This window comes from Streptomyces sp. NBC_01314 (assembly GCF_041435215.1).
Taxonomy (GTDB): domain Bacteria; phylum Actinomycetota; class Actinomycetes; order Streptomycetales; family Streptomycetaceae; genus Streptomyces.
Genome location: NZ_CP108394.1, coordinates 5,494,238 through 5,513,297 on the forward strand (window position 1 = coordinate 5,494,238; position 19,060 = coordinate 5,513,297).

The 19,060-nt window shown below is 71.8% G+C and carries 14 protein-coding genes; 7 read left to right on the forward strand and 7 right to left on the reverse strand.

What is annotated here, in order from left to right; all coding sequences use genetic code 11:
* Positions 1-22 precede the first annotated feature (22 nt).
* The 3 genes from OG622_RS24105 (at position 23) to OG622_RS24115 (ending at position 7,854) form a co-directional block, all read left to right on the forward strand.
* The gene (locus tag OG622_RS24105) at positions 23-1,018 is read left to right on the forward strand and encodes an adenylyl-sulfate kinase (RefSeq protein ID WP_371578708.1); all 996 of its coding nucleotides are present in this window, start codon (positions 23-25) and stop codon (positions 1,016-1,018) included.
* Positions 1,019-1,524: 506 nt separating this feature from the next.
* Positions 1,525-4,866 carry a SpoIIE family protein phosphatase gene (locus tag OG622_RS24110; RefSeq protein WP_371578709.1) on the forward strand — a complete coding sequence of 1,114 codons (3,342 nt, stop codon included), beginning with the start codon at positions 1,525-1,527 and terminating at the stop codon, positions 4,864-4,866.
* Positions 4,867-5,187: 321 nt separating this feature from the next.
* Complete coding sequence (locus OG622_RS24115) at positions 5,188-7,854, forward strand: SdrD B-like domain-containing protein (RefSeq protein WP_371578710.1); 2,667 nt, start codon at positions 5,188-5,190, stop codon at positions 7,852-7,854.
* Between the two features lie 334 nt (positions 7,855-8,188).
* Here the strand turns inward: OG622_RS24115 and OG622_RS24120 are convergent, their stop codons facing one another.
* The 3 genes from OG622_RS24120 to OG622_RS24130 form a co-directional block, all read right to left on the reverse strand.
* Positions 8,189-9,094: a hypothetical protein gene (locus OG622_RS24120; RefSeq protein ID WP_371578711.1), complete on the reverse strand. Its 906-nt coding sequence runs from the start codon at positions 9,092-9,094 to the stop codon at positions 8,189-8,191.
* Between the two features lie 131 nt (positions 9,095-9,225).
* Positions 9,226-10,134 (reverse strand): L,D-transpeptidase, encoded by a 909-nt coding sequence (locus OG622_RS24125; RefSeq protein WP_371578712.1) that lies wholly within the window; start codon positions 10,132-10,134, stop codon positions 9,226-9,228.
* On the reverse strand, positions 10,124-10,627 hold the full coding sequence (locus tag OG622_RS24130; RefSeq protein ID WP_371578713.1) for a SigE family RNA polymerase sigma factor: 504 nt from the start codon (positions 10,625-10,627) through the stop codon (positions 10,124-10,126). Before OG622_RS24130 ends, OG622_RS24125 begins: the two co-directional genes overlap by 11 nt.
* A gap of 139 nt (positions 10,628-10,766) precedes the next feature.
* On the opposite strand from OG622_RS24130, the gene OG622_RS24135 reads away from it, so the two are divergent.
* The 4 genes from OG622_RS24135 (at position 10,767) to OG622_RS24150 (ending at position 14,166) form a co-directional block, all read left to right on the forward strand.
* A complete protein-coding gene (locus tag OG622_RS24135) occupies positions 10,767-11,807 on the forward strand; it encodes an Ig-like domain-containing protein (protein WP_371578714.1) in 1,041 nt (346 codons plus the stop codon).
* Positions 11,808-11,981: 174 nt separating this feature from the next.
* Positions 11,982-12,551, forward strand: a complete 570-nt coding sequence (locus OG622_RS24140; protein ID WP_371578715.1) for a hypothetical protein — start codon at positions 11,982-11,984, stop codon at positions 12,549-12,551.
* 143 nt (positions 12,552-12,694) lie between these two features.
* Positions 12,695-13,327 (forward strand): SigE family RNA polymerase sigma factor, encoded by a 633-nt coding sequence (locus OG622_RS24145; RefSeq protein ID WP_371578716.1) that lies wholly within the window; start codon positions 12,695-12,697, stop codon positions 13,325-13,327.
* 71 nt (positions 13,328-13,398) lie between these two features.
* Positions 13,399-14,166 carry a hypothetical protein gene (locus tag OG622_RS24150; RefSeq protein ID WP_371578717.1) on the forward strand — a complete coding sequence of 256 codons (768 nt, stop codon included), beginning with the start codon at positions 13,399-13,401 and terminating at the stop codon, positions 14,164-14,166.
* A gap of 57 nt (positions 14,167-14,223) precedes the next feature.
* Here OG622_RS24150 and OG622_RS24155 read toward each other — a convergent pair whose 3' ends face one another.
* The 4 genes from OG622_RS24155 to OG622_RS24170 all read right to left on the reverse strand — a co-directional run bounded on the left by OG622_RS24155 (position 14,224) and on the right by OG622_RS24170 (position 19,050).
* Positions 14,224-15,576 (reverse strand): tetratricopeptide repeat protein, encoded by a 1,353-nt coding sequence (locus tag OG622_RS24155; protein ID WP_371578719.1) that lies wholly within the window; start codon positions 15,574-15,576, stop codon positions 14,224-14,226.
* Positions 15,577-15,937: 361 nt separating this feature from the next.
* Positions 15,938-16,594: a Uma2 family endonuclease gene (locus OG622_RS24160; RefSeq protein WP_371578720.1), complete on the reverse strand. Its 657-nt coding sequence runs from the start codon at positions 16,592-16,594 to the stop codon at positions 15,938-15,940.
* A gap of 531 nt (positions 16,595-17,125) precedes the next feature.
* Positions 17,126-18,499, reverse strand: coding sequence for a PQQ-binding-like beta-propeller repeat protein (locus tag OG622_RS24165; RefSeq protein WP_371578721.1), 1,374 nt, complete (start codon positions 18,497-18,499; stop codon positions 17,126-17,128).
* Complete coding sequence (locus OG622_RS24170) at positions 18,496-19,050, reverse strand: SigE family RNA polymerase sigma factor (RefSeq protein ID WP_371578722.1); 555 nt, start codon at positions 19,048-19,050, stop codon at positions 18,496-18,498. Before OG622_RS24170 ends, OG622_RS24165 begins: the two co-directional genes overlap by 4 nt.
* Positions 19,051-19,060 lie beyond the last annotated feature (10 nt).

Below are 19,060 nucleotides of genomic sequence, written 5' to 3' on the forward strand. Positions count from 1 at the left end.
AGAGCGAGCGGGGTGACGGTCCATGCGCGTGGCCTTCGTAGGCAAGGGCGGCAGCGGCAAGACCACGCTCTCCGCGCTCTTCGCCCGGCACCTCGCTCGCTCGGGCGCGCCGCTCGTGGCGATCGACGGCGACATCAACCAGCACCTCGCGCACGCGCTCGGCCTCGACGAGGACGACGACTTCCGCGCACCACCGCTGAGTTCGCGCACCGCCGAGATCAAGGACCTGCTGCGCGGCACGAACCCGCGGATCGTCTCCCGCGAGGCCATGGTGAAGACGACCCCGCCGGGCCGGGGTTCGCGGCTGCTGCGACTGCTCGGGGACGACGACGTCCACGGCCGGCACGTCGAGCGCGTGGACGGCGTTCCGCTCATGGTCACCGGCGCCTTCGACGAGAGCGACCTCGGCGTGGCCTGCTACCACTCCAAGCTCGGCGCGGTGGAGCTGTACCTCAACCATCTCGTCGACGGTCCGGGCGAGTACGTCGTCGTCGACATGACCGCCGGCGCGGACGCCTTCGCCTCCGGGCTCTTCACCCGGTTCGACATGACCTTCCTCGTGGTCGAGCCGACGCGGAAGAGCGTGTCCGTGTACCGGCAGTACCGGGAGCACGCCGCCGAGTTCGGTATCCCGATCGCCGTCGTCGGCAACAAGGTCACCGGCGAGGACGACCTGCTCTTCCTCAAGGAGCACGTCGGCGAGGACCTGCTGGCGTACTGCGTGCAGTCGTCGTACGTCCGCGCGCAGGAACAGGGGAGGGAGCAGGGCGAGTTGGAGGCACACAACGTGCACGCGCTGACGCAACTGAAGGCCGCCGTGGACGCCCGCACGAAGGACTGGGCCACCTTCCAGCGCCACGCCGTCGAGTTCCACCTCCGCAACGCCGCCGCCTGGGCCAACGCCGCCACCGGGCACGACCTGGCCGCCCAGGTGGACCCCGGCTTCCGCCACGGCCCGGAGGCACTGGCCGCCGTCGAGTCCGCCTCCACGCCCGTGTCGCCCGACGTCTCCCCGTAGCTGCTCGCGTATGCCGAGAGGGATGACTCCCCATCCCGACCCCAGACCCGGTTCCCGATCCCAGACCCAATCCAGGGCTCAGCCCCAGGTCCAGACCCAGGCCCGGGTCCAGTCCAGGTCCAGTCCCAATGGGCCTGATTCGGCCACCGACCGCCCCCTCCGCACCCCTCCCGTGGAGGGGGCGGTCGGTCCGACACGCCGGAGCTCAGGGGGCGCACGGGGGCGCATTACCGGCGTACAGCTGCATGGGTGGTCCGGGGCGAGGGCGTCCGTGTGTGGGGCTTCGGGCTGTTCGTGCGGGGGCTTCGTCCCGATCACGCCCGATCCCGCCCGGTCCTGTGGGGCTCATGCGCGGCGGTCGCGTGCCTCGTGGGCACTTGGTGCGTGCCGGTCCGCGCGCCACGGCGTGCGGCCGTGTGATTTGCGCCGTCACAAGTTGGCCTGCCTGCGATCACACAAGGTGAATAATGGGGCCTGAGGGCGTCTCAGCGACAGAGAGGGCCGCCGTGGGGACCGACAGGGACAGTGCCGTTTCCCGTCAGCGCTTCGACGTGGCCGATGCCGCGCCGTTGCTGATCGACGCGGACGGGTTCGTGACGAGCTGGACCCGGGACGCGGAGCGGCTCTTCGGGTATCCGGCGGCCGAGATCCTGGGCCGCAGCGTCCGTACGCTCCTGGTCGACGAGGACGGCGAACGCATCGGTTCACTGGCCGAGGCCCATCGTGCCCTCGGCGGCTGGTCCGGCATCCTCACCGCCCGCCACCGCGACGGCCACCGCGTCAAGGTGATGGTCCGGGTCGTCCCGACGCGGGAGGCGACGGCGGCGACCGCGGCGGCGGCTGCCTCGGCCGATGTGATCCCCTCAGCTGATTCCGCCGGTTCGGCCGTCCCGCCCGGTTCCGCCGTCCCGCCCGGTTCCGCCGTCCCGCTCAGTGCAGCCCCCTCCGCCGGCTCCGCCCTCCCGTCCGGTTCCGCCGTCCCGCCCGGTGCGGCCCCCTCGGCCGGTTCCACCGGTCCCGTCGACATGGCGGCCTCGGCGTCGGTTCCCGGCGCCTGGCCCGCGCCGCGTCCCGGTTACCCCGACGTGCCCCGGTCCGTCACACCACCACCGCCACCGCCTCCGACCCGGTCCGCAACCCCGGCGTCGCCCTCGCCCGAGGTCGGGCGCGCCCCTGCCCGGGAGGCGGGTACTTGGCCGGCCGCCGGAAACACCGGAAGCCCGGCCCGGCAGAGCCCGCCCCCTCCCAAGCCCGCCCCACCACGGGCCACGTCACCATGGGCCGCGTCATCCCAGACCTCATCACCACAGAGCGCACCACCACGGATCGCGTCACCCCAGACCGCCTCACCCCAGACCGCCTCACCAGCGACGCAGGCAACCCCACGGCCGCCCGCGCCCGAGGCCGGGCACGCGTCGGCGCGAGAGCGCGGCGCCTGGCCGGCCGCCCAGGGCCCCAGCAGGCCCACGGTCCGGCAGGCCACACCCGCCCCCGACTTTCCGCCGCCGCCCCAATCCCCCTCCGCACGCCTGCCCTTCTCCCCATCCCTGTCCTCAGCCCCCTCTCCGTCCCCGTACCCGTCCGCATCCCCACCCCTCTCGCCATCCCCCTCTCCATCCCCGTCGCCCTCCTCTCCCCCTCCCTCCCCCGACCCCCTCAAGGCCGCCCACTGGGTGGCCCTCGTCTCCGACGCCACCCAGGCTCCCGGCTGGGACATGAGCCGGACCGTGCTGGAGCGGATGACCGCGTGGTCGCCCGTGGGGATCGCGATAGTGGACACGGAGCTGCGGTTCGTGTGGTCCAACGCGGCGTTGGAGCGGTTCGGAGGCGGGCGGGCGCACGAGCGGGTGGGGCTTCGGCTCGCGGAGGTGCAGCCGGGGCTCGACGCCGAGCGCATCGAGACACAGATGCGGCGGGTGCTGGAGACGGGCGTGCCGGTGCTCGACTACGAGCACGTGGGCCGGGTCCGGTCGTCTCCGCACCGCGAGACCGCGCACGCCATGTCGTTCACACGGCTGGAGGACGACCACGGGCGGGCCATCGGCGTGTACTACACGGTGGTCGACGTGTCGGAGCAGCACCGCGCCCGCATCCGGCTGGCGCTGCTGGACCGGGCCGGTGAGCAGATCGGCCGGACCCTCGACGTACGGCGGACCGCGCAGGAGCTGGCGGACGTGGTCGTGCCGACGCTCGCCGACTTCGTGACAGTCGACCTGGTGGACTCGGTGCTGCGGGGCGCCGAGCCGGGCCCCCTCGGGGACGGGTCCGTCCCGCTGCGGCGGATCGCCCAGCAGTCCGTGCACGCCGGGGTGCCGGAGGCCGTTCTGGAGGTCGGCGCGATCGTCTCGTACGCGGCCGGATCACCCCCGGTGCGTGCGCTGGTCGACGGCCGGTCCTGGTCGGAGCCGAGGCTCGACCCGCTGTCGGCGGAGTGGGCCGAGGCCGTGCCCGGCGACCGGACGGTGAGCGTGGAGGCGCTCGGGCTGCACAGCGTGATGATCGTGCCGGTACGGGCGCGGGGCACCACACTCGGCATCACCAAGTTCTTCCGGCGCGACCGGCAGGACCCCTTCGACGCGGTCGACCTGGGCCTCGCCGAGGAGTTGGTCGGCCGGGCCGCCATCTGCGTCGACAACGCCCGTCGGTACACGCGCGAGCGGGACGCCGCCCTCGTCCTCCAGCGCAGCCTGCTGCCGCGCCGGCTGCCCGAGCAGGACGCGGCCGAGGTCGCCGTCCGCTACCGGCCCGCCGACGAACTGACCGGCCTCGGCGGCGACTGGTACGACGTCATCCCGCTCTCCGGAGCCCGCGTCGCCCTCGTCGTCGGCGAGGTCGCGGGCCACGGCATCGACGGCGCCGCCGCCATGGGCCGCCTCCGTACGGCCGTACGCACCCTCGCCGACCTCGATCTGCCGCCGGACGAGGTGCTCGCCCACCTCGACGACATGGTCGCCAAGTCGGCGCGGCAGGAGGGATCCGAGCCGGGCGGGGGCAGCGTCCACACGGTCGGGGCACGCTGTCTGTACGTCGTCCACGACCCGGTGTCGGGGACGTGCGCGATGGCCTCCGCCGGGCCGTTCGCCCCGGCCCTGGTCGCCCCCGACGGGACGGTCACCTTCCCCGAGCTTCCCGAGGGGCCGGCGCTCGGCGTCGACCAGCGGCCCTTCGAGGTGCTGGAGATGGACCTCCCCGAGGGCACCGTCATCGCGCTGCACACCGACGGACTGCTCGCCGGGGCCTCCCGCGAGGCGCTGTGCCGCGCGCTGGCCCGGCCCGAGCCCCTGCTCGAACGGCACGCCCAACGCGTCCTCGACTCCCTCGCCCCGGCCCACCCCACCGACGACGTCGCCCTCCTCCTGGCCCGCACCCGGCGGCTGCCCGCCCACCGGGTCGCCTCCTGGGAACTGCCGGCCGACCCGGCGCTCGTCGCGGAGGCCCGCAAGACCACCGCCCGACAGCTCGGTGCGTGGGGGCTGGAGGAGCTGGCGTTCACCACCGAACTGGTCGTCAGCGAACTGGTCACCAACGCGATCCGGCACGCCGCCGGGCCCATCCGACTCCGGCTCATCCTCGAACGCACCCTGGTCTGCGAGGTGTTCGACGGCGGCGCCACCGCGCCCCATCTGCGCCACCCGCGCACCACCGACGAGGGCGGCCGCGGCCTCTTCCTCATCTCCCAGTTCACCCAGCGCTGGGGCACCCGCTTCCTGCCCGAGGGCAAGGTGATCTGGGCGGAACAGTCACTGGCGGATCCATTGCCCGATCCATTGGCGGGTCCACCGGCCGATCCATTGGCGGGTCCACCGGCCGATCCACTGACGGGTCCACCGGCGGATCCACTGGTCTGACTTACCGCCAGTCACCGCGGTACGCCATCCGAGGGCGCTCTCATTGGACCGACCGGGTGGAACTCGTCGGGCCGGCCCCACTCCCCGGCCCCAGTACCCGGCCCCACTCTTCGGCGTCCCCCACCTCCCCCGGATCTCCGCATTTCCGGCATCGCGCCCCACTCTCCCGCCCTCGCCCTGCCCTCGCCCCGCGCTCCTCCCGCGCCCCGTGCCCCGTTCGGCCTGATTAGTGACGCTTGGCACCTCATATGAATGCAGGGGTCGGCTTCGGGCACCGGTTTCCGTCGCCTCGGCAGGACATCAGGAGAAGAGGGACGTGGCGTGAAGCGAAGAACTCCGGGGGGCGTGGGTCTGGCCCTGGCCCTCTCGGCGGCGCTGGTGGTCGGACTGGCCGGCGAGGCGGTCCCCGCCGGCGCCGGCGCCGGCGCCGGCGCCGGCGCCGGAAGCATCGCGGACGGCAGGGCACCCGGCGACGGCAACGTGACCGTACGCGTCGTCAACGACGTGGACACCGACGGGGCGTACGACCACGGCATGGAGAAGGGCCGGGCCGGTGTGCGGGTCACGCTGACCGACGACCAGGGGACCGTGGTGGCCCTGACCACCAACTCCTGGGGCGTCGCCTGGTTCCAGCCGGCGACCACCACACTGCAGGGCGGCAAGTACCGCGTCCAGGTCCACAACCCCGACCCCCACACCCTCCAGCCTGCGATCGCGGGCCTCGGCGACGGCCCGAAAGTCATGCGCAGCGGCGTCGGCTTCGTGGACGTCTCCGGGGGCCGGAGCACGACGTACACCACCGGGTTCTGGGAGCCCGGGGTCTACTGCCAGGAGAATCCCGACCTGGTGACCTGCAACCTGACGAAGGGCGACGCGTCCGACACCCACCAGGGTCTGGTGTCGTTCGCGGGGAACTTCTCCGACACCCACCCCGGCGGCACGGTCCGCCGGCTGACCAACAACCAGCAGCAGGGGGCCGTTTTCGGCATCGGCAACGACCGGATCGGCAACACGTACATGGGCACGCTGGTCAAGCGGCACGCGGCGTACGGGCCGGCGGGCGCGACCAACACGATCTACCGACGCAACAGCGCCTCCGGGGTGAGCACCTTCGTCACCCTGCCGGGCCTGCTGACCGAGCACGACGAGTCCGACGGCTGGCTCCGTGACGACCCGGTCTACAGAAGGGTCGGCCGGGAGGGCATCGGTGACGTCGACGTCTCCGGTGACGGCAGGACCCTCTACGCGGTCAGCCTCAACGACTCCCGGCTGTACGCCGTGCCGATCCGCGGCAGCGGCGACGGGGTCTACCCGGGCAGGTACCGGTCGCACGTCATTCCCAGGCCGAAGGACTGCGCCGGCCACTGGCACCCGTACGGCATCGGGGTGCGCGGCGGGCGCGTGCTCGTCGGCGGGGTGTGCGGCGCGGAGAACACGGTCACCAGGAACGCCCCGTGGGGCGACCCGTCCCAGGTCACCTCGCACGTCTACGAGTTCTCCCAGGGCTCGTTCCAACCGCTGTTCCACACGGCGATGAACTACCCGCGCGGCTGCGTGTACCGGTTCACCGGACTGCCCGCGACCACTCCCCGCTGCACCAAGCCCTCCGCCGTCGGCCAACCGCTGAGCGCCATGTGGGAGGCGTGGAACCAGCGCGTACCCACGCCCCGGAACCTCTCCTTCGTCGCCGCGCCGCAGCCGATCCTGTCCAACATCGAGATCGCCGACAACGGCGACCTGGTCCTGGGCTTCCGCGACCGCTTCGCCGACATGCAGGGCACGGCGACATACCCCTTCAACGCCCACAAGAAGAACCTGGTCAGAGCTGTCGCCGCCGGTGACGTGCTGCGCGTGTGCAAGTCCGGTACGACGTACACGCCGGAGAACAACGCCCGGTGCGACGCGCTCTACGGCGCACAGCCCAACAACGACGAGGGTCCGGGCCACGGCGAGTTCTACGACGACTCGACCAGGCTGGTGGACGCCCACGAGGACCAGGTCACCCAGGGCGGCACGGCCCTCCTGCCGTTCCGGAACAAGCTGTGGAGCACGGTCTACGACCCGTTCGACAACCACCCCTGGGAACAGGGCGTACGCCGCTGGAACGCCGACAAGGGCAAGACGGAGGGCAACCTCACGATCCAGAACACCTGGAGCAGCGACGCCAGGCAGCGCGCCCTGCTCTTCGGCAAGGGCAACGGCCTCGCCGACCTGGCGCTGGTCTGCGACCGGGCGCCCGTCCAGGTCGGCAACCGCGTCTGGTACGACGCCAACGGCAACGGCGTCCAGGACCCGTCCGAGCCGCCGCTCAAGGGCGTGAAGGTGACGCTCGACCCGATGTCGCGGTCCGGCCCCGACCTCACCACGTCCACCGACGCGAACGGCGAGTACTACGTCGGCGGCGGGCAGGGTCTCAAGCCGAACACCACCTACCGGGTCTCGTTCGACTACAGCGGCATCGACACGTCCGCCCTGCCGGGCAACCCGAGCCGCTCCTCCCTCACATGGACGGTGAGGAACGCCGGTTCGAACCGCGCGATCGACTCCGACGCCGCCCCGTACGGCCGGACCACCGTCCGCGTCGGTGACCCCGGCCATGTGAACCACACGGTCGACGCCGGCCTCACCCCCTCGGTGCGGCTGACGCTCGTGAAGCTCGACAGGAAGAGCAACAGGCCGTTGGCCGGCGCGGTGTTCGAGCTGTGGCAGGACGTCAACGGCGTCCGCGGCCTCCAGCGGTACGGCATGAGGAAGGACAGGTTCGTCAACGACTGCGCCAGCTCCCGCACCGGCCGCTGCTCCTTCGGCTCGCTCCTGCCGGGCACGTACTACCTGGTGGAGACCGACGTTTTTGAGGGCTACCTCAAGCCGGAGCAGCCGGTCACCGGGCCGTACGTCCTCACCCCGAAGAACGCCTCGTACGGCAGCGGGCTGTCCGTGAAGCTCTTCAACCTGCGAGGAGAGCCGTGCAAGGGCAAGAAGTGCTGATGCCCTGACCCGAACGCGTCACACGAGACGGGCCGCCCACCGGCAGACAACGGTGGGCGGCCCGACGCCGGTTCCCGTTCGGCCCAGCAGGACGTCTCCGGCGTCCGCTGGACGCCGTATCTCTGGGAGGGGGTTCGGCGATGAGTGTGTGAGTGAGTAAGTACCGGAGGCCGCGTTGACGACCCGACGAAGGACGCGGAAGACCCGGATACGTACGGTCGCGGCGGTGTCCTGCGCCCTGCTGGGCTGGACGGCGGTCCCCGCCGCCGCGGCGGCGCCCGCGCCGGAGTGCACCGCGCGCACCGGCCCCTACCAGTGGGACCTGGAGCGCCATCTAGGAGGAGTCCTCTTCGTCGGACGACGTCTCGTCGGGGGACTGCCCGTCCGGGGCACTCTCCTCGGTGGACCCCTCGTCGGACGGTGCCTTCTTCGGCTTCTTCTCGCCCTTCTCCGGCTTCTTCTTCGCCTTCTTTTCCTGTTGCTCCTTCTTCAGGAGTTTCTGGAGGCGTTTGGCTCCCGCCTGGGCGGCGTCGCGGGTGGCGGTGTCGTCGATGCCGTAGAGGCCGCCGTGGGTGAGGAGGGCGGCGGTGTCGCCGACGCGTACCGTGGCGAGGTCGAGGGTGAGGGCGCTGTCCTCGCCCTCGACGTCACCGCTGACGACCAGCCGCAGCCCCTGCCGGGCGTCGCCCAGGTCGCCGGGGAGTTCGACGGGGGTGACCTCGGCGCCGTACTCCCGCCCCTGGGTGCCGGTGATGGTGAACTCCCCGCACTCGTCCACGAGTTGGCGGAGGTGGCCGAGGCGGGTGTCGACGTCGGCCCTGTCGTACGCGCCCACCTGGTAGCGCAGCTGGGCACCGTACTCGTCGTCGTCGAAGCCCGTGACGGCCGTCTCGCCCCTGGGTTTGCCGAGGACGTCCTCGGTGTACACCGCGTCGAGGAGTTCCTGGCACTCGGGGCGGTCGGTGCGGCCCTTGAGGAGGCCGTCCCGCCAGGTCGCCGCGCCCTGGGTGCCGGCCCAGGCGTCGCCGAGGTCGTCCTGGCGGAGCAGGGCGCTTCTGACCCGGGCGTCGGTGAGGGCGGGGGCGGGCGGGGCGGAGGGTGAGGGGGAGGCCGTGTCGTCGACGACGGCGGCCTCGGGGAAGCCGCGCGGGTACCCCGGGTCGTCCGCGACGCAGGCCGCCGCGCCCGCGAGCATCCCGAGGACCACGACCCGGGCGAGAACACGGTACGGACGACGCATGGCGGAGCCTCCCAAGAGCACGACGTTTCCGCTCCCACGCCAACACCGCTCGGGTCCGTCCACCAGCGCACAAGGGCATGTGGGTGAACGACTCCCCCCGTACGGCTCCCCCCGTACCGCTCGCCCTGCGGTCAGCCGGGCGCGGGGCTTTCCGTCCGGGCGGTCTGGGGGACCGGGTCGTCGGCGGGCGTGGGGAGGGTGATGGCCGGGGTCGGGGTCGTGGTCGTGGTCGGGCCCTTGTCCCGGATCTCCACGATCGCGCCCTCGGACAGCCGTTCGTACAGCCACCGCGCGTCGGTGGTGCGCAGGCCGAGCCAGCCGGTGGTGACGTCGAGGTTGCCGGGGGCCTTCTCGTAGTAGGTGATGGCGGCGATCCAGAGCGCCCCCGGGGCAGGGCTCCGCGTCGGCGCGCCACTCGCCCTCCCGTCCGTGTCGACCCCTTCGCCGGAGTCGCCGGAGTCGCCTGTGTTGCCGCTGTCGCCGGTGTCGCTCGCCTCGGTGGGGGCGGTTGCCTCGGTCCCGTCGGGCGCCTCGGTGGGGACGCGTGTACCGCCCGTGGTACTGCCCGTGGCGCTCGCCTCGATCGGGGACAGTTCCAGGACCCATGTCAACTTCAGGTCGTACCCGGATCCGTAGCCGACCGTCTGCCCATGGACGACCATGGCACTCCTCTTGACGGTGACGGTCATCAGGCCGGTCGGGGTCGGGGTCTTGGTTGCGCCGGCGGAGATGGGCAGTTCGCGGCCGGCGAAGGTGAGGACGCGGCGGGAGAGGTCCACGGTGGCGTGGGGAGCCACCGACGCACTGGGCGGGGAGGCCGCGGCCGTGGACGGGCGCTGTTCGGTGCCGTGGGAGGCGACGTTCAGGGTGAGGACGGCGGCGAGGCCCGCCGCCGCGCAGCCGCCCGCGACGGCGGCGGTCGTACGGCGGCGGCGTCGACGGCGGCCGGCGGTGGCGCGGACCTCGGCGCCGGACCCGGGCGGCAGGGCCTCGGCGGTCTCGGCCAGCTCGCGCAGCCGGACGGTGAGTTCATCGGACACGTCCGTCCTCCTTCTCACCCTCGCCGGGGGCCAGTTCGCGCGCCAGCGCCGCCCGGCCGCGGGACAGCCGGGCCTTGACGGTGCCCACGGGGGCGCCGGTCTCGGAGGCTACCTGCTCGACACTCAAGTCGCACAGATGGTGCAGAACCACCGCCATCCGCTGTGCCTCCGGAATCCTGCGCAACGCGTCGACCAGTACCGCGCGCTCGGGATCGGGTCCCGGCGCGTGTTCCTGGGGCGGATTGCGGCCCACCAGCTCCAGCCAGCGGCGCGCCCGCCGCCACCGGCTCACCGCGAGCCGCATCGCCACGGTGCGGATCCACGCCTCGGGCGCCCCCTCCGCGAGGAAGTCCCGCCGCCGGTCCCAGGCCCGTACGAATGCCTCCTGCACCACGTCCTGCGCCTCACCGTGGTCCCCGGTGAAGGCGTAGAGCTGGCCGGTCAGCCGGGGGAACGCGGTGGCGTAGAACGCGTCGAACTCTTCCTCGGTCATGCCCCCGCCGTTGTCCGAAGTCACCTGTGTCGCCGTGCAACCCGGTCGCCCCCGTCGTGCGTACAGGTTCCGTACGTACGCCGCACATCGAAACACATCACGGAAACAGACCGCTCGAAAGACAACTGGGGGGAACACCATGACCACGAGGAGCAGCACCTCGGGGAAGAGTGCCACGAGAGGCAGGACCACGAGGACGGGGCGGGCCCGGCGCCTCGTCCGCGTGCTCGCCGCGACGGCCGCGTGCGCGGCCGCGCTGACGCTCACGGGCTGTGCGGGGATCGGGGAGGGGGTGCGGGTCGAAGGGCCGAGCGCGATACCGGAGGCCCATGCCCGGGCGGACGCGGAGACGGGCTCGGGGGCGGGCAGCGGGGGCGAGGCCGGCACCGAGGCCGTGAACGTGAAGCCGAGTCCCACCCCGCTGAAGGCCTTCGACGGCGCGCGCGTGAACATCGCCGACGGGCAGACCGTGGGGGTCGGCATGCCGATATCCGTCACCTTCGACAGTCCGGTCCCGGAGTCCGAACGCGCCGCCGTGGAACGGCAGTTGAAGATCGAGACGGACACCGCCACCGAGGGCTCCTGGAGCTGGGTCAAGGACCGCGACCTCGCCGACGGGCAACGCGTCGACTACCGGCCCCGCACCTACTGGAAGCCCGGCACGAAGGTCACCGTCCGGATCGGCGGCGCGAACCTCACCCGGCACTTCACCATCGGCCGCTCACTGATCGCCACGGTCGACGTACTCCGCCACACCATGACCGTCGAGAAGGACGGCTCGACCCAGCGCATCCCGGTCACCGCGGGCGCGCCCGGCATGGAGACCTGGAACGGCACGATGGTCGTCTCCGACAAGCAGCGCCGGGTGTTCATGGACTCCCGCTCGGTCGGCTACGGCGACTCGTACGCCGGCTGGTACGGGTACGCGGTCCACCTCACCGCCTCCGGCACCTACCTCCACGAGAACCCGAAGGCCAACACGTACGCAGGCCGGCAGAACGTCACCCACGGCTGCGTGGGCCTCGCGGACGACGGGACGGCGAAACGGTTCTACGACCAGGTCATCCCCGGGGACGTGGTGAAGGTGACCGGCTCGAAGGAGACCGTGGCCGTCGGGAACGGGTACGGCGACTGGAACCTGAGCTGGGAGCGGTGGAAGGCCGGCAGCGAGCTGAGCTGAGCGCCCGGTGGACGGCGCCGGGGAAAGGGGCTGAGAAGGGGGCTTGGAAGGGGCTGGGAAAAATGTTCCGCCGGTGTCATCCGTCCCGTACGACTCCCGGGTTTCAGGAGTGTCAGACCAACGCACCTGGACCAACACACCTTTGGGGGTCGTCCGTTCATGACCATGGCACGGATGCACACATTCGTCGCCGTCGCAGCGCTGACCACGCTGCTGGCGGGGGCATCGACGACGTCGTACGCCGTCTCGCGGGGGGAGACGGCGCACGGTGCCGGCACGGCGGTGGCGGTGGTGGAGGCGGCGGCCAGGAAGGCGCCGACTCCGCGCATCGTCCAGCCCGGTGAACACGTCGTCGCCGCGCCGGGATTCGAGCTCTGGATGACGGCGGAGGGCAAGCACTGGCTGGAGCCGGACCTGCCCGGCGACCCGCAGTTCCGGAGCGTCGTCGACGGCAACCTCGACCTGTCCCGGCCCGGCGTGGGGATCCAGGCGTCCGCCTTCGAGGGGCGCTACTACCTCTCGGGCCTCTACTACGGCGGCGCGGGGACCGCCTCCCGCGTGGAGGTCGGCACGAGCACGGGCACGGTCCACGGCAAGCTGATCGAGCTGCCCGGGAAGCCGGGATGGGGCGTCTGGTACGCCATCGCGGACCTGCCCCCGGTGGACGACGGGCAGGAGTTCCTGCGCCGTGTCACCGTCCTCGACACCAAGGGCGGCGTCTACTCCCGGTTGCGCCTGAGCTGACCCGGTCCGGGGTGGCCCTCCCCGTGGGACGCCCCGGCCCGCCCCGGCACATCCGTGCCGAAGTGACCGTGCGGGAGCGGGACTTGACCGCTCCGCTCCCGCACGGCATGCTCCCCCGTTCCCGATCCCGAGGACCGTCGTCCGTGCCGCAACAGAAACCCGGATCACCAGAGGCCGGTGACTTCGCCGTGTACGCCACCGCGGCCTGGCCCCGTCTGGTGCGTACCGCACACATGCTGACCGGCGATTTCCACGAGGCCGAGGATCTCGTGCAGACCACCCTGGCGAAGGTGTACGCCCGCTGGCGGCGCATACCGCGCGACGACGTCGACTTCTACGTACGGCGCTCGCTGGTGAACAACAACATCAGCCGCGTGAGAAAGAGACGCGTGGCCCATCTGCTCACGCCGTTCCTGCCGGAACGGGTGCACGAACGGCACGCCGGGCACGCCGACTCGATCGCCCAACGGGCCGCCGTCACGCAGGCGTTGGCGGCCCTTTCGGCCCGGCAGCGGTCCGTGCTGGTGCTCCGCTTCTGGGAGGACCTCAGCGAGAACGAGATAGCCCAGCTGCTCGGCTGCTCGCTCGGCACGGTCAAGACCCATGTACGACGCGGCCTGCAGGCCCTGCGCGCCCACCCCGAGTTCGCCGATGCGGCCCACACGGCCCACCGCGCCCACGGCTCGGCCACCTCCACCACCTCCGCCACCTCCGTCCCTTCCTCCCACCCGTTCGCCCCGGCGTCCCCGTCGCCCGTTTCCGGAGCCCGCCCATGAACCACCCCACTTCCGGGACCGGCCCGGAGACCACCGCAGGAAGACGCACAGGAAGAGGAGGAGGAATCGACTTGGGTACGGTCGCGGACGGCGAGTACGACACCGACACCGACACCGGGCGGATGCTGCGCGAGGCGTTCGCCGATGCCGCGTACGACGTCACACCGCCGCCCGTGCCGCTGCAGGCGATCGAACGGGACGGCCGCGGTCATCGGCGGCGGCGCCGGGCCGCCGCGCTGAGCACGGGCTGCGGACTGCTGCTGCTCCCGCTCGTCGCGGTGCTGACCCTCCGCCCCGGCGGCCCTCCCGCCACCGTCCAGCCCATGGCTCCTACGGCCCCGACCGCCAGCGCCTCGCCCACACCCACCCGGATCTCCGGCCCGCTCGCGGGGCGGATGCGGGTCGTCGAGCCGGGCGAGCGCGTGGACGTCGGCAAAGGCACGCAGATCTGGCTGACGAAGGAGGGCAAGCACGCGTACGAGCCGGTGATGTCCGACCTGACCGAGTTCCAGAACCTGCTCGACAAGGACATCGACACCAGCCGCCCCGGCGCAGCGATGCAGGAGGCGGCGTCGGGCACCGACTACGCGCTCCTCTCCGGCCTCTACTTCGGCACCCGGACCCTGGCGGCCGGAGTACGGCTCGAACTCCGCGACGGCCGCACGCTCGACGGCACGATCCTGCGGCTGTCCGGCAACAACGAGTGGGGGGCCTGGTACGTGCTCACGAGCCGCAAGGAGGGTGCCCCCCACGACGAGCGTCTGCGGAGCCTCACCCGCAAGGTCACGGTGTACGACAAGGAGGGCACCGTGCTCGTGTCGCGGGAGTTCGCCGACTGAGTCCCGCGCGGATCACCGCAACTCCTCCGCTGCTCCTCGGTCTTCACCTGTTTCTTGTCAGAGTGGGGGCTGTGCGGGGGCCGGGCCGAGGGTGGTCGTGCCGGGGGCGGTGCGGTGGCCGAGGCCGGTGCGGTAGGCGTCGAGGGCGGCCTCGACGCGGCCGGTGCGGCGGTACAGGTCCCCGAGTAGCCGGCACAGGTCGGCCAGGTCACCGGCGGCGCCCGCCCGCTCCAGCAGGCTCAGCGCCCGTACATAGTGCTCCTCGGCCGCGTCCGCGTCCCGGGCGTCCTCGGCGATGATGCCGAGGAGGCGGTGGGCGGCGGCGGAGTGCAGGGCGCCGCGTTCGGAGCTGAGGTCGCTGAGGACCTCGCGGAGCAGTTCGGCGGCCTCCTCGGACTTGCCGCGCCGGTGCAGGACGTCGGCGAGTTCGACGGCGACCTGGCTGGTGTAGAGGGCGGCCCGCTTGGCGGAGAGCATGCACCGGGCCTCGCGCAGCTCCTCCTCGGCACGGGCGTAGTCGCCGTTCTGGGCGTGGAGGTAGCCGCGCATCCAGTGGCAGTTGGCCAGCTCGGTGCGGATCTGGAGCTGCCGGTACAGCTCGGAGGCCTTGGCGAGCGACGCGTCGGCCTCGGCGATCCGCCCCTCGGCGATCATCGTCCGGGCGACCGAGCGGTGCATACGGGCGACGAGGGCGGGGTCGCCGGACTGCGGGGCGAGCGCGAGGGCCAGCTCGGCGGCCTGGGCGGCGCGGGCGTGGGCGCCCATGTCCATGTAGGGGGCGATGACCCCGGTGTAGAGGAGGAGCAGCGCGTCCGGGTCGTGCATCCCGTTGCGGTTCAGCTCGTCGAGGGTGGACTCGTACAGGTAGCACGAGTAGCGGAGTTCACCGGCGAGGTAGTGCGCGGTCGCGCGGCCGCGCAGGGCGGGGACGCGGGCCGGCAGCGGGGCGTCGCCGAGCCGCTGCTCGGCCTGTTCGAACCGCTGCTGGGCTGTCTCCAGGTCGCCGGTCTCCAGGGCGCACTCACCGAGTCCGAGCAGCGCGTCGGCCTGCTCGGCGACCAGCCCGTACTCCTCCGCCTCCGCGAGGACGACCGTGAACCCCTCGGTGGCGGCCTCCGTGGCGCCGTTGGCGAGGGTGCGCTGGGCGCCGGTCAGGCGCAGCCGCAGCTCGGTGGCGAACCCGGCGGGCCGGCCGGTGGCCAGTTCCTCGAACCCCACGCCGAGCCGTTCGGCGATGTGCCGCAGGGCCGGTTCGGAGGCCCGGACCCGGCCGGCCTCCAGGGTCGAGATGTACGCCGGGGTGTATGCCGGTTCCGCCAACTGACGCTGTGTGAGGCCCTGTTCCGTCCGCAGTCGCTGCACTCTGCGCCCGATGACCTCGGGATCGTCACGCTCGGCCGTACCTGCCATGACGTAAGCATGCCAGTACCCCCGGTCGCACCGGCCGCTTTGCCCCAACTCCCCAGCACGCTCTTGCCGTTGGCAGACCAAAGCCTTACGTTGAACGACACGTTGAGCGCGCTTACGTCACCTGCTCAACCACTCGGTTCGCAGCCGCACCCACTGCCACGTCACCGTCGCTGCCGCTGCCGCATCATCGTCGTTGTCACATCGCCATCGCTTCGGCGTCGCCGCCGGGAGGTCCCCGTGATCCGAGACCTGCTCACCCGCCACGCCCGCTCCGTCGCCGCCGCGCTCCTCGCGATCACGGCCCTGATGACGGTGGCCAACGCGGTACCTCGCTGACCGGGTCCCGGTCGACCGCTCCGGCTCAGAACTCGGCGGTGTCCAGGTCGAAGCCAAGAGGGGCGGGCAGCGGCACGACCAGGCCCAGCTTGCACTTTGCCGCCTTTGCGTACCTCTCCCCGGACGGCTCCGAGAACACCGTGACCTCGGCTTCCTCCCGGTCGATCAGCAAGTAGAGGGGGATACCGGCGCGGGCGTATCCGAGGATCTTCGTTTCGCGGTCACGGTCCCCGGTGCTGGTCGAGGTGATTTCGGCTACGAGAAGGACGGCGGAGGGGTCGTGCCACTCCTGCTTGTCATCAAAGGTGCCCTTGGGAGCGATGGCGAGGTCAGGGACGACGTGCCCTGTCATGGAGGCGCCGGGGACGTTCAACCCGATGCCGGTGTAATTGCGCAGGGACCGGTCTCGGCGGCGGTCGACGACCTGCTCCGTCAGCTCCGACACAATCTCCTCATGCTCCCCGTTGGCCGGAGGCCTCACGCAGATCTCCCCTTCGATCAGCTCCACGCGCCAGCCCCTGGGAGCCGTCGCACTGAAGAGCTGGAAGACCTGCTCGACGCTCGCACCTGTGTGGTCAGGCACGCCACTGTCCGCATCGCTGTCGCCGTCAGGGTCATCGAAAGGGCCGTAAATGTACTCACCCTGGTACCCCGGCCTGATGATCGGCTCCGCCATCGGCATGACAGACCTCCTCCGCTCAGCGCGACGCTCCCAGGGTAGACCTGAAGCGCGCCCTGCGAATCCGGAGTCATTCACTCGGACGAGCGTGCTGTTACGTCTCTGTGCGGGCCTGCGCCCGTCAGTCCGCCGACGCCGCCGCCGGCGGACCACGAAGGCCTCCGGGTTGTCGAGCATGACGTTGAGCGGGCCGTCGGCCTCGGGGTGGAGGTACGTGGGGGGATCTTCGGGTCGAGCAGCAGCTCGCGCATGGTGGGGGCGGGTGCCGCGGGCGGCGGTCGCCGCCGCACGGCCTCGGGGCCTGGCGATCGGGCGGTGCGGCACCGCCTCGTCGAGCACCACCAGGCTCGGCGGAGGATACGGCGGCGCGCCCGCAGCCGTACCGGTTCGACGGGGAGGCCGCGGGGTCCGGTCGGCGCACATGCGACAGGTAGCGACCGCCACCGAGCGACCACGGACGCTCTCATGCCCGGAATCCAGATCTGAGCACCCCGGGCCAGGACGAGGCTTTCCGCCCCGGCCCGGGGCCTTTGGTCAGTCGCCCACGCGTGGCAGGAGGGAGACCATCTTGCTGCCGTAACGGGCGATCAGTACGTCCTCGTAGAGCAGGACCTGGGGCATGTACCCGTACTTGCCGAGGTCGACGTGACCGCGCCAGAGCTGCTCGCCCGTGCGCACATCGAGGCCGGACAGATCGCCGGCCGTGCCGAGGAAGTACACGACGTTCTGGCTCGGCGCCACCACGGGAGACGCGATGCCGTCCCAGATCGCCTCCCCCTCGGGCATCTTGACGCCGACCGGGGCGGTCCACAGGGTCTTTCCGGTCGTGAGCGAGTAGGAGGAGGCCTTGCCCTCCAAGGACACGGAGACCAGACGATCACCGACGAGTTGCTGGGTGGCCGTCCCCCCCTCGACCCGATAGGACCGTGAGGTCTGCTTCCCCGAGCTGTCGACGAGGGTCAGCACCAGGGTCTTTGCTCTACGGGCCTCCTCCGTGAGGGTCTTGCTTTCCATGGGCGGCACCGTGACCAGGGCCATCCGGTCCCCCGAGATCCCGATGATTCCCTGCCTTCCGGGGAGGTCCGTGACCTTCTCGGTCCGTCCGGTGACAGGGTCGAGACGGAATACGTCGGTGTAGCCAGGCGGATTCTTGGTGTCCGGCGCGCACAGGAGGTAGGGGACACCGTTCAACACCGTCCGGTCGCACCAGATGCCCTTGTCCCAGGTGTGGCGCCACTTCACCTCACCGGTCCGCGGATCGACGGCCGACAGCGTCCGGTCGGTCGGGGCGTTGGCCAGTACCGCGCCGTCGATGAGCAGGGCGGCCTGGTCGTCGCGGTTGTCGCTCGCCAGCTCCACCGTCCACAGCACCTTGCCGGTGTCGGTGTTCAACGCCATCAGGTCGGTGCCGCCCGCGTAGTCGCCGTTCGGCTGCTTGTCGGCGGTGTGGTTGCGGTAGCCGTAGAGCACGCCGTCGCGCACGGCGAACGGATGGTCGCGCCCGTCGCCGTCGCCGTTGACCTTGACCGTCCACAGGCGCTCGCCGGTGTTCGCGTCGAACTTCGCGGCGTCGTACTTGTACCCGGCGCAGTACAGCGCGGCGCCGTCCACCAGGCAGCCCCGCTCGGTGGCGCCCGGGGCGCTGATCCGCCACGGCTTCCAGCCCTCCGGCGACGCCGCCGTCCGCGTCGGCCTGTCCTGGTCGGTCACGCCGCCGCCCCCGAAGCCGAGGACCGCCCCCGCGGTGATCGCGGCCACAGCCGCCGCCGTCCCCGCCACCTGCGAGAAACGGCGTCGGGCGCGCCGCCGCACCACCTTCTCGACCAGGTCGCCGGGCGCCCGTACGCGGTCCAGGTCGACGGCGTGCAGAGTCTCCCGGACCTTCTGTTCCACCTGCTCCGTCGTCATCCCCGGGCCCCCTTCGGCGTAAGACTGAGCTGCCGTGCCTGTTCTTCCGCGAGCCCGGCGGGCCCCAGTTCCGGTACGAGGACCCGGAGTTTGGCGAGCGACCTGTGTGCCGTGCTGCGCACGGTGCCGACCGGACACCTCAGCAGCGCCGCGACCTCGGCCTCCGGCAGGTCCTCGAAGTAGCGCAGGACGACCACGGCCCGCTGGCGCTTCGTCAGCCGGCCGAGCGCCGCCCACAGCGCGATCCGCAGCTCGGACTCCGCCCCGGCGTCGGCGTCGGTGCCCGACTCGGGCAGTACGGGCACCGTCGTCTCCGCACGGTGTCTGCGCAGCCGCCAGCGGTTGACCTGCTGGCGGTACAGGACCTGACGTACGTACGCCTCGGGCTGCTCGATGCTCGACCAGCGTCCATAGACTTTCATCAACGCGATCTGCAGCAGATCCTCCGCTCCGTGGCGGTCCCCGCCGGTGAGCAGCACCGCGAGCCGCAGCAGCGCGGTGGAGCGCATCGCTACGAACTCCCGGAACTCGTCGTGACTCGACGCCTTCATCAACCCTCCC

Bases quoted from the DNA above. Each gene is read 5' to 3' on its own strand.
- OG622_RS24105 (WP_371578708.1), top strand. From the start codon at position 23: ATGCGCGTGGCCTTCGTAGGCAAGGGCGGCAGCGGCAAGACCACGCTC.
- OG622_RS24120 (WP_371578711.1), bottom strand. From the start codon at position 9,094: ATGCGTCGTCCGTACCGTGTTCTCGCCCGGGTCGTGGTCCTCGGGATG.
- OG622_RS24130 (WP_371578713.1), bottom strand. From the start codon at position 10,627: ATGACCGAGGAAGAGTTCGACGCGTTCTACGCCACCGCGTTCCCCCGG.
- OG622_RS24135 (WP_371578714.1), top strand. From the start codon at position 10,767: ATGACCACGAGGAGCAGCACCTCGGGGAAGAGTGCCACGAGAGGCAGG.
- OG622_RS24140 (WP_371578715.1), top strand. From the start codon at position 11,982: ATGCACACATTCGTCGCCGTCGCAGCGCTGACCACGCTGCTGGCGGGG.
- OG622_RS24155 (WP_371578719.1), bottom strand. From the start codon at position 15,576: ATGGCAGGTACGGCCGAGCGTGACGATCCCGAGGTCATCGGGCGCAGA.
- OG622_RS24160 (WP_371578720.1), bottom strand. From the start codon at position 16,594: ATGCCGATGGCGGAGCCGATCATCAGGCCGGGGTACCAGGGTGAGTAC.
- OG622_RS24165 (WP_371578721.1), bottom strand. From the start codon at position 18,499: ATGACGACGGAGCAGGTGGAACAGAAGGTCCGGGAGACTCTGCACGCC.
- OG622_RS24170 (WP_371578722.1), bottom strand. From the start codon at position 19,050: ATGAAGGCGTCGAGTCACGACGAGTTCCGGGAGTTCGTAGCGATGCGC.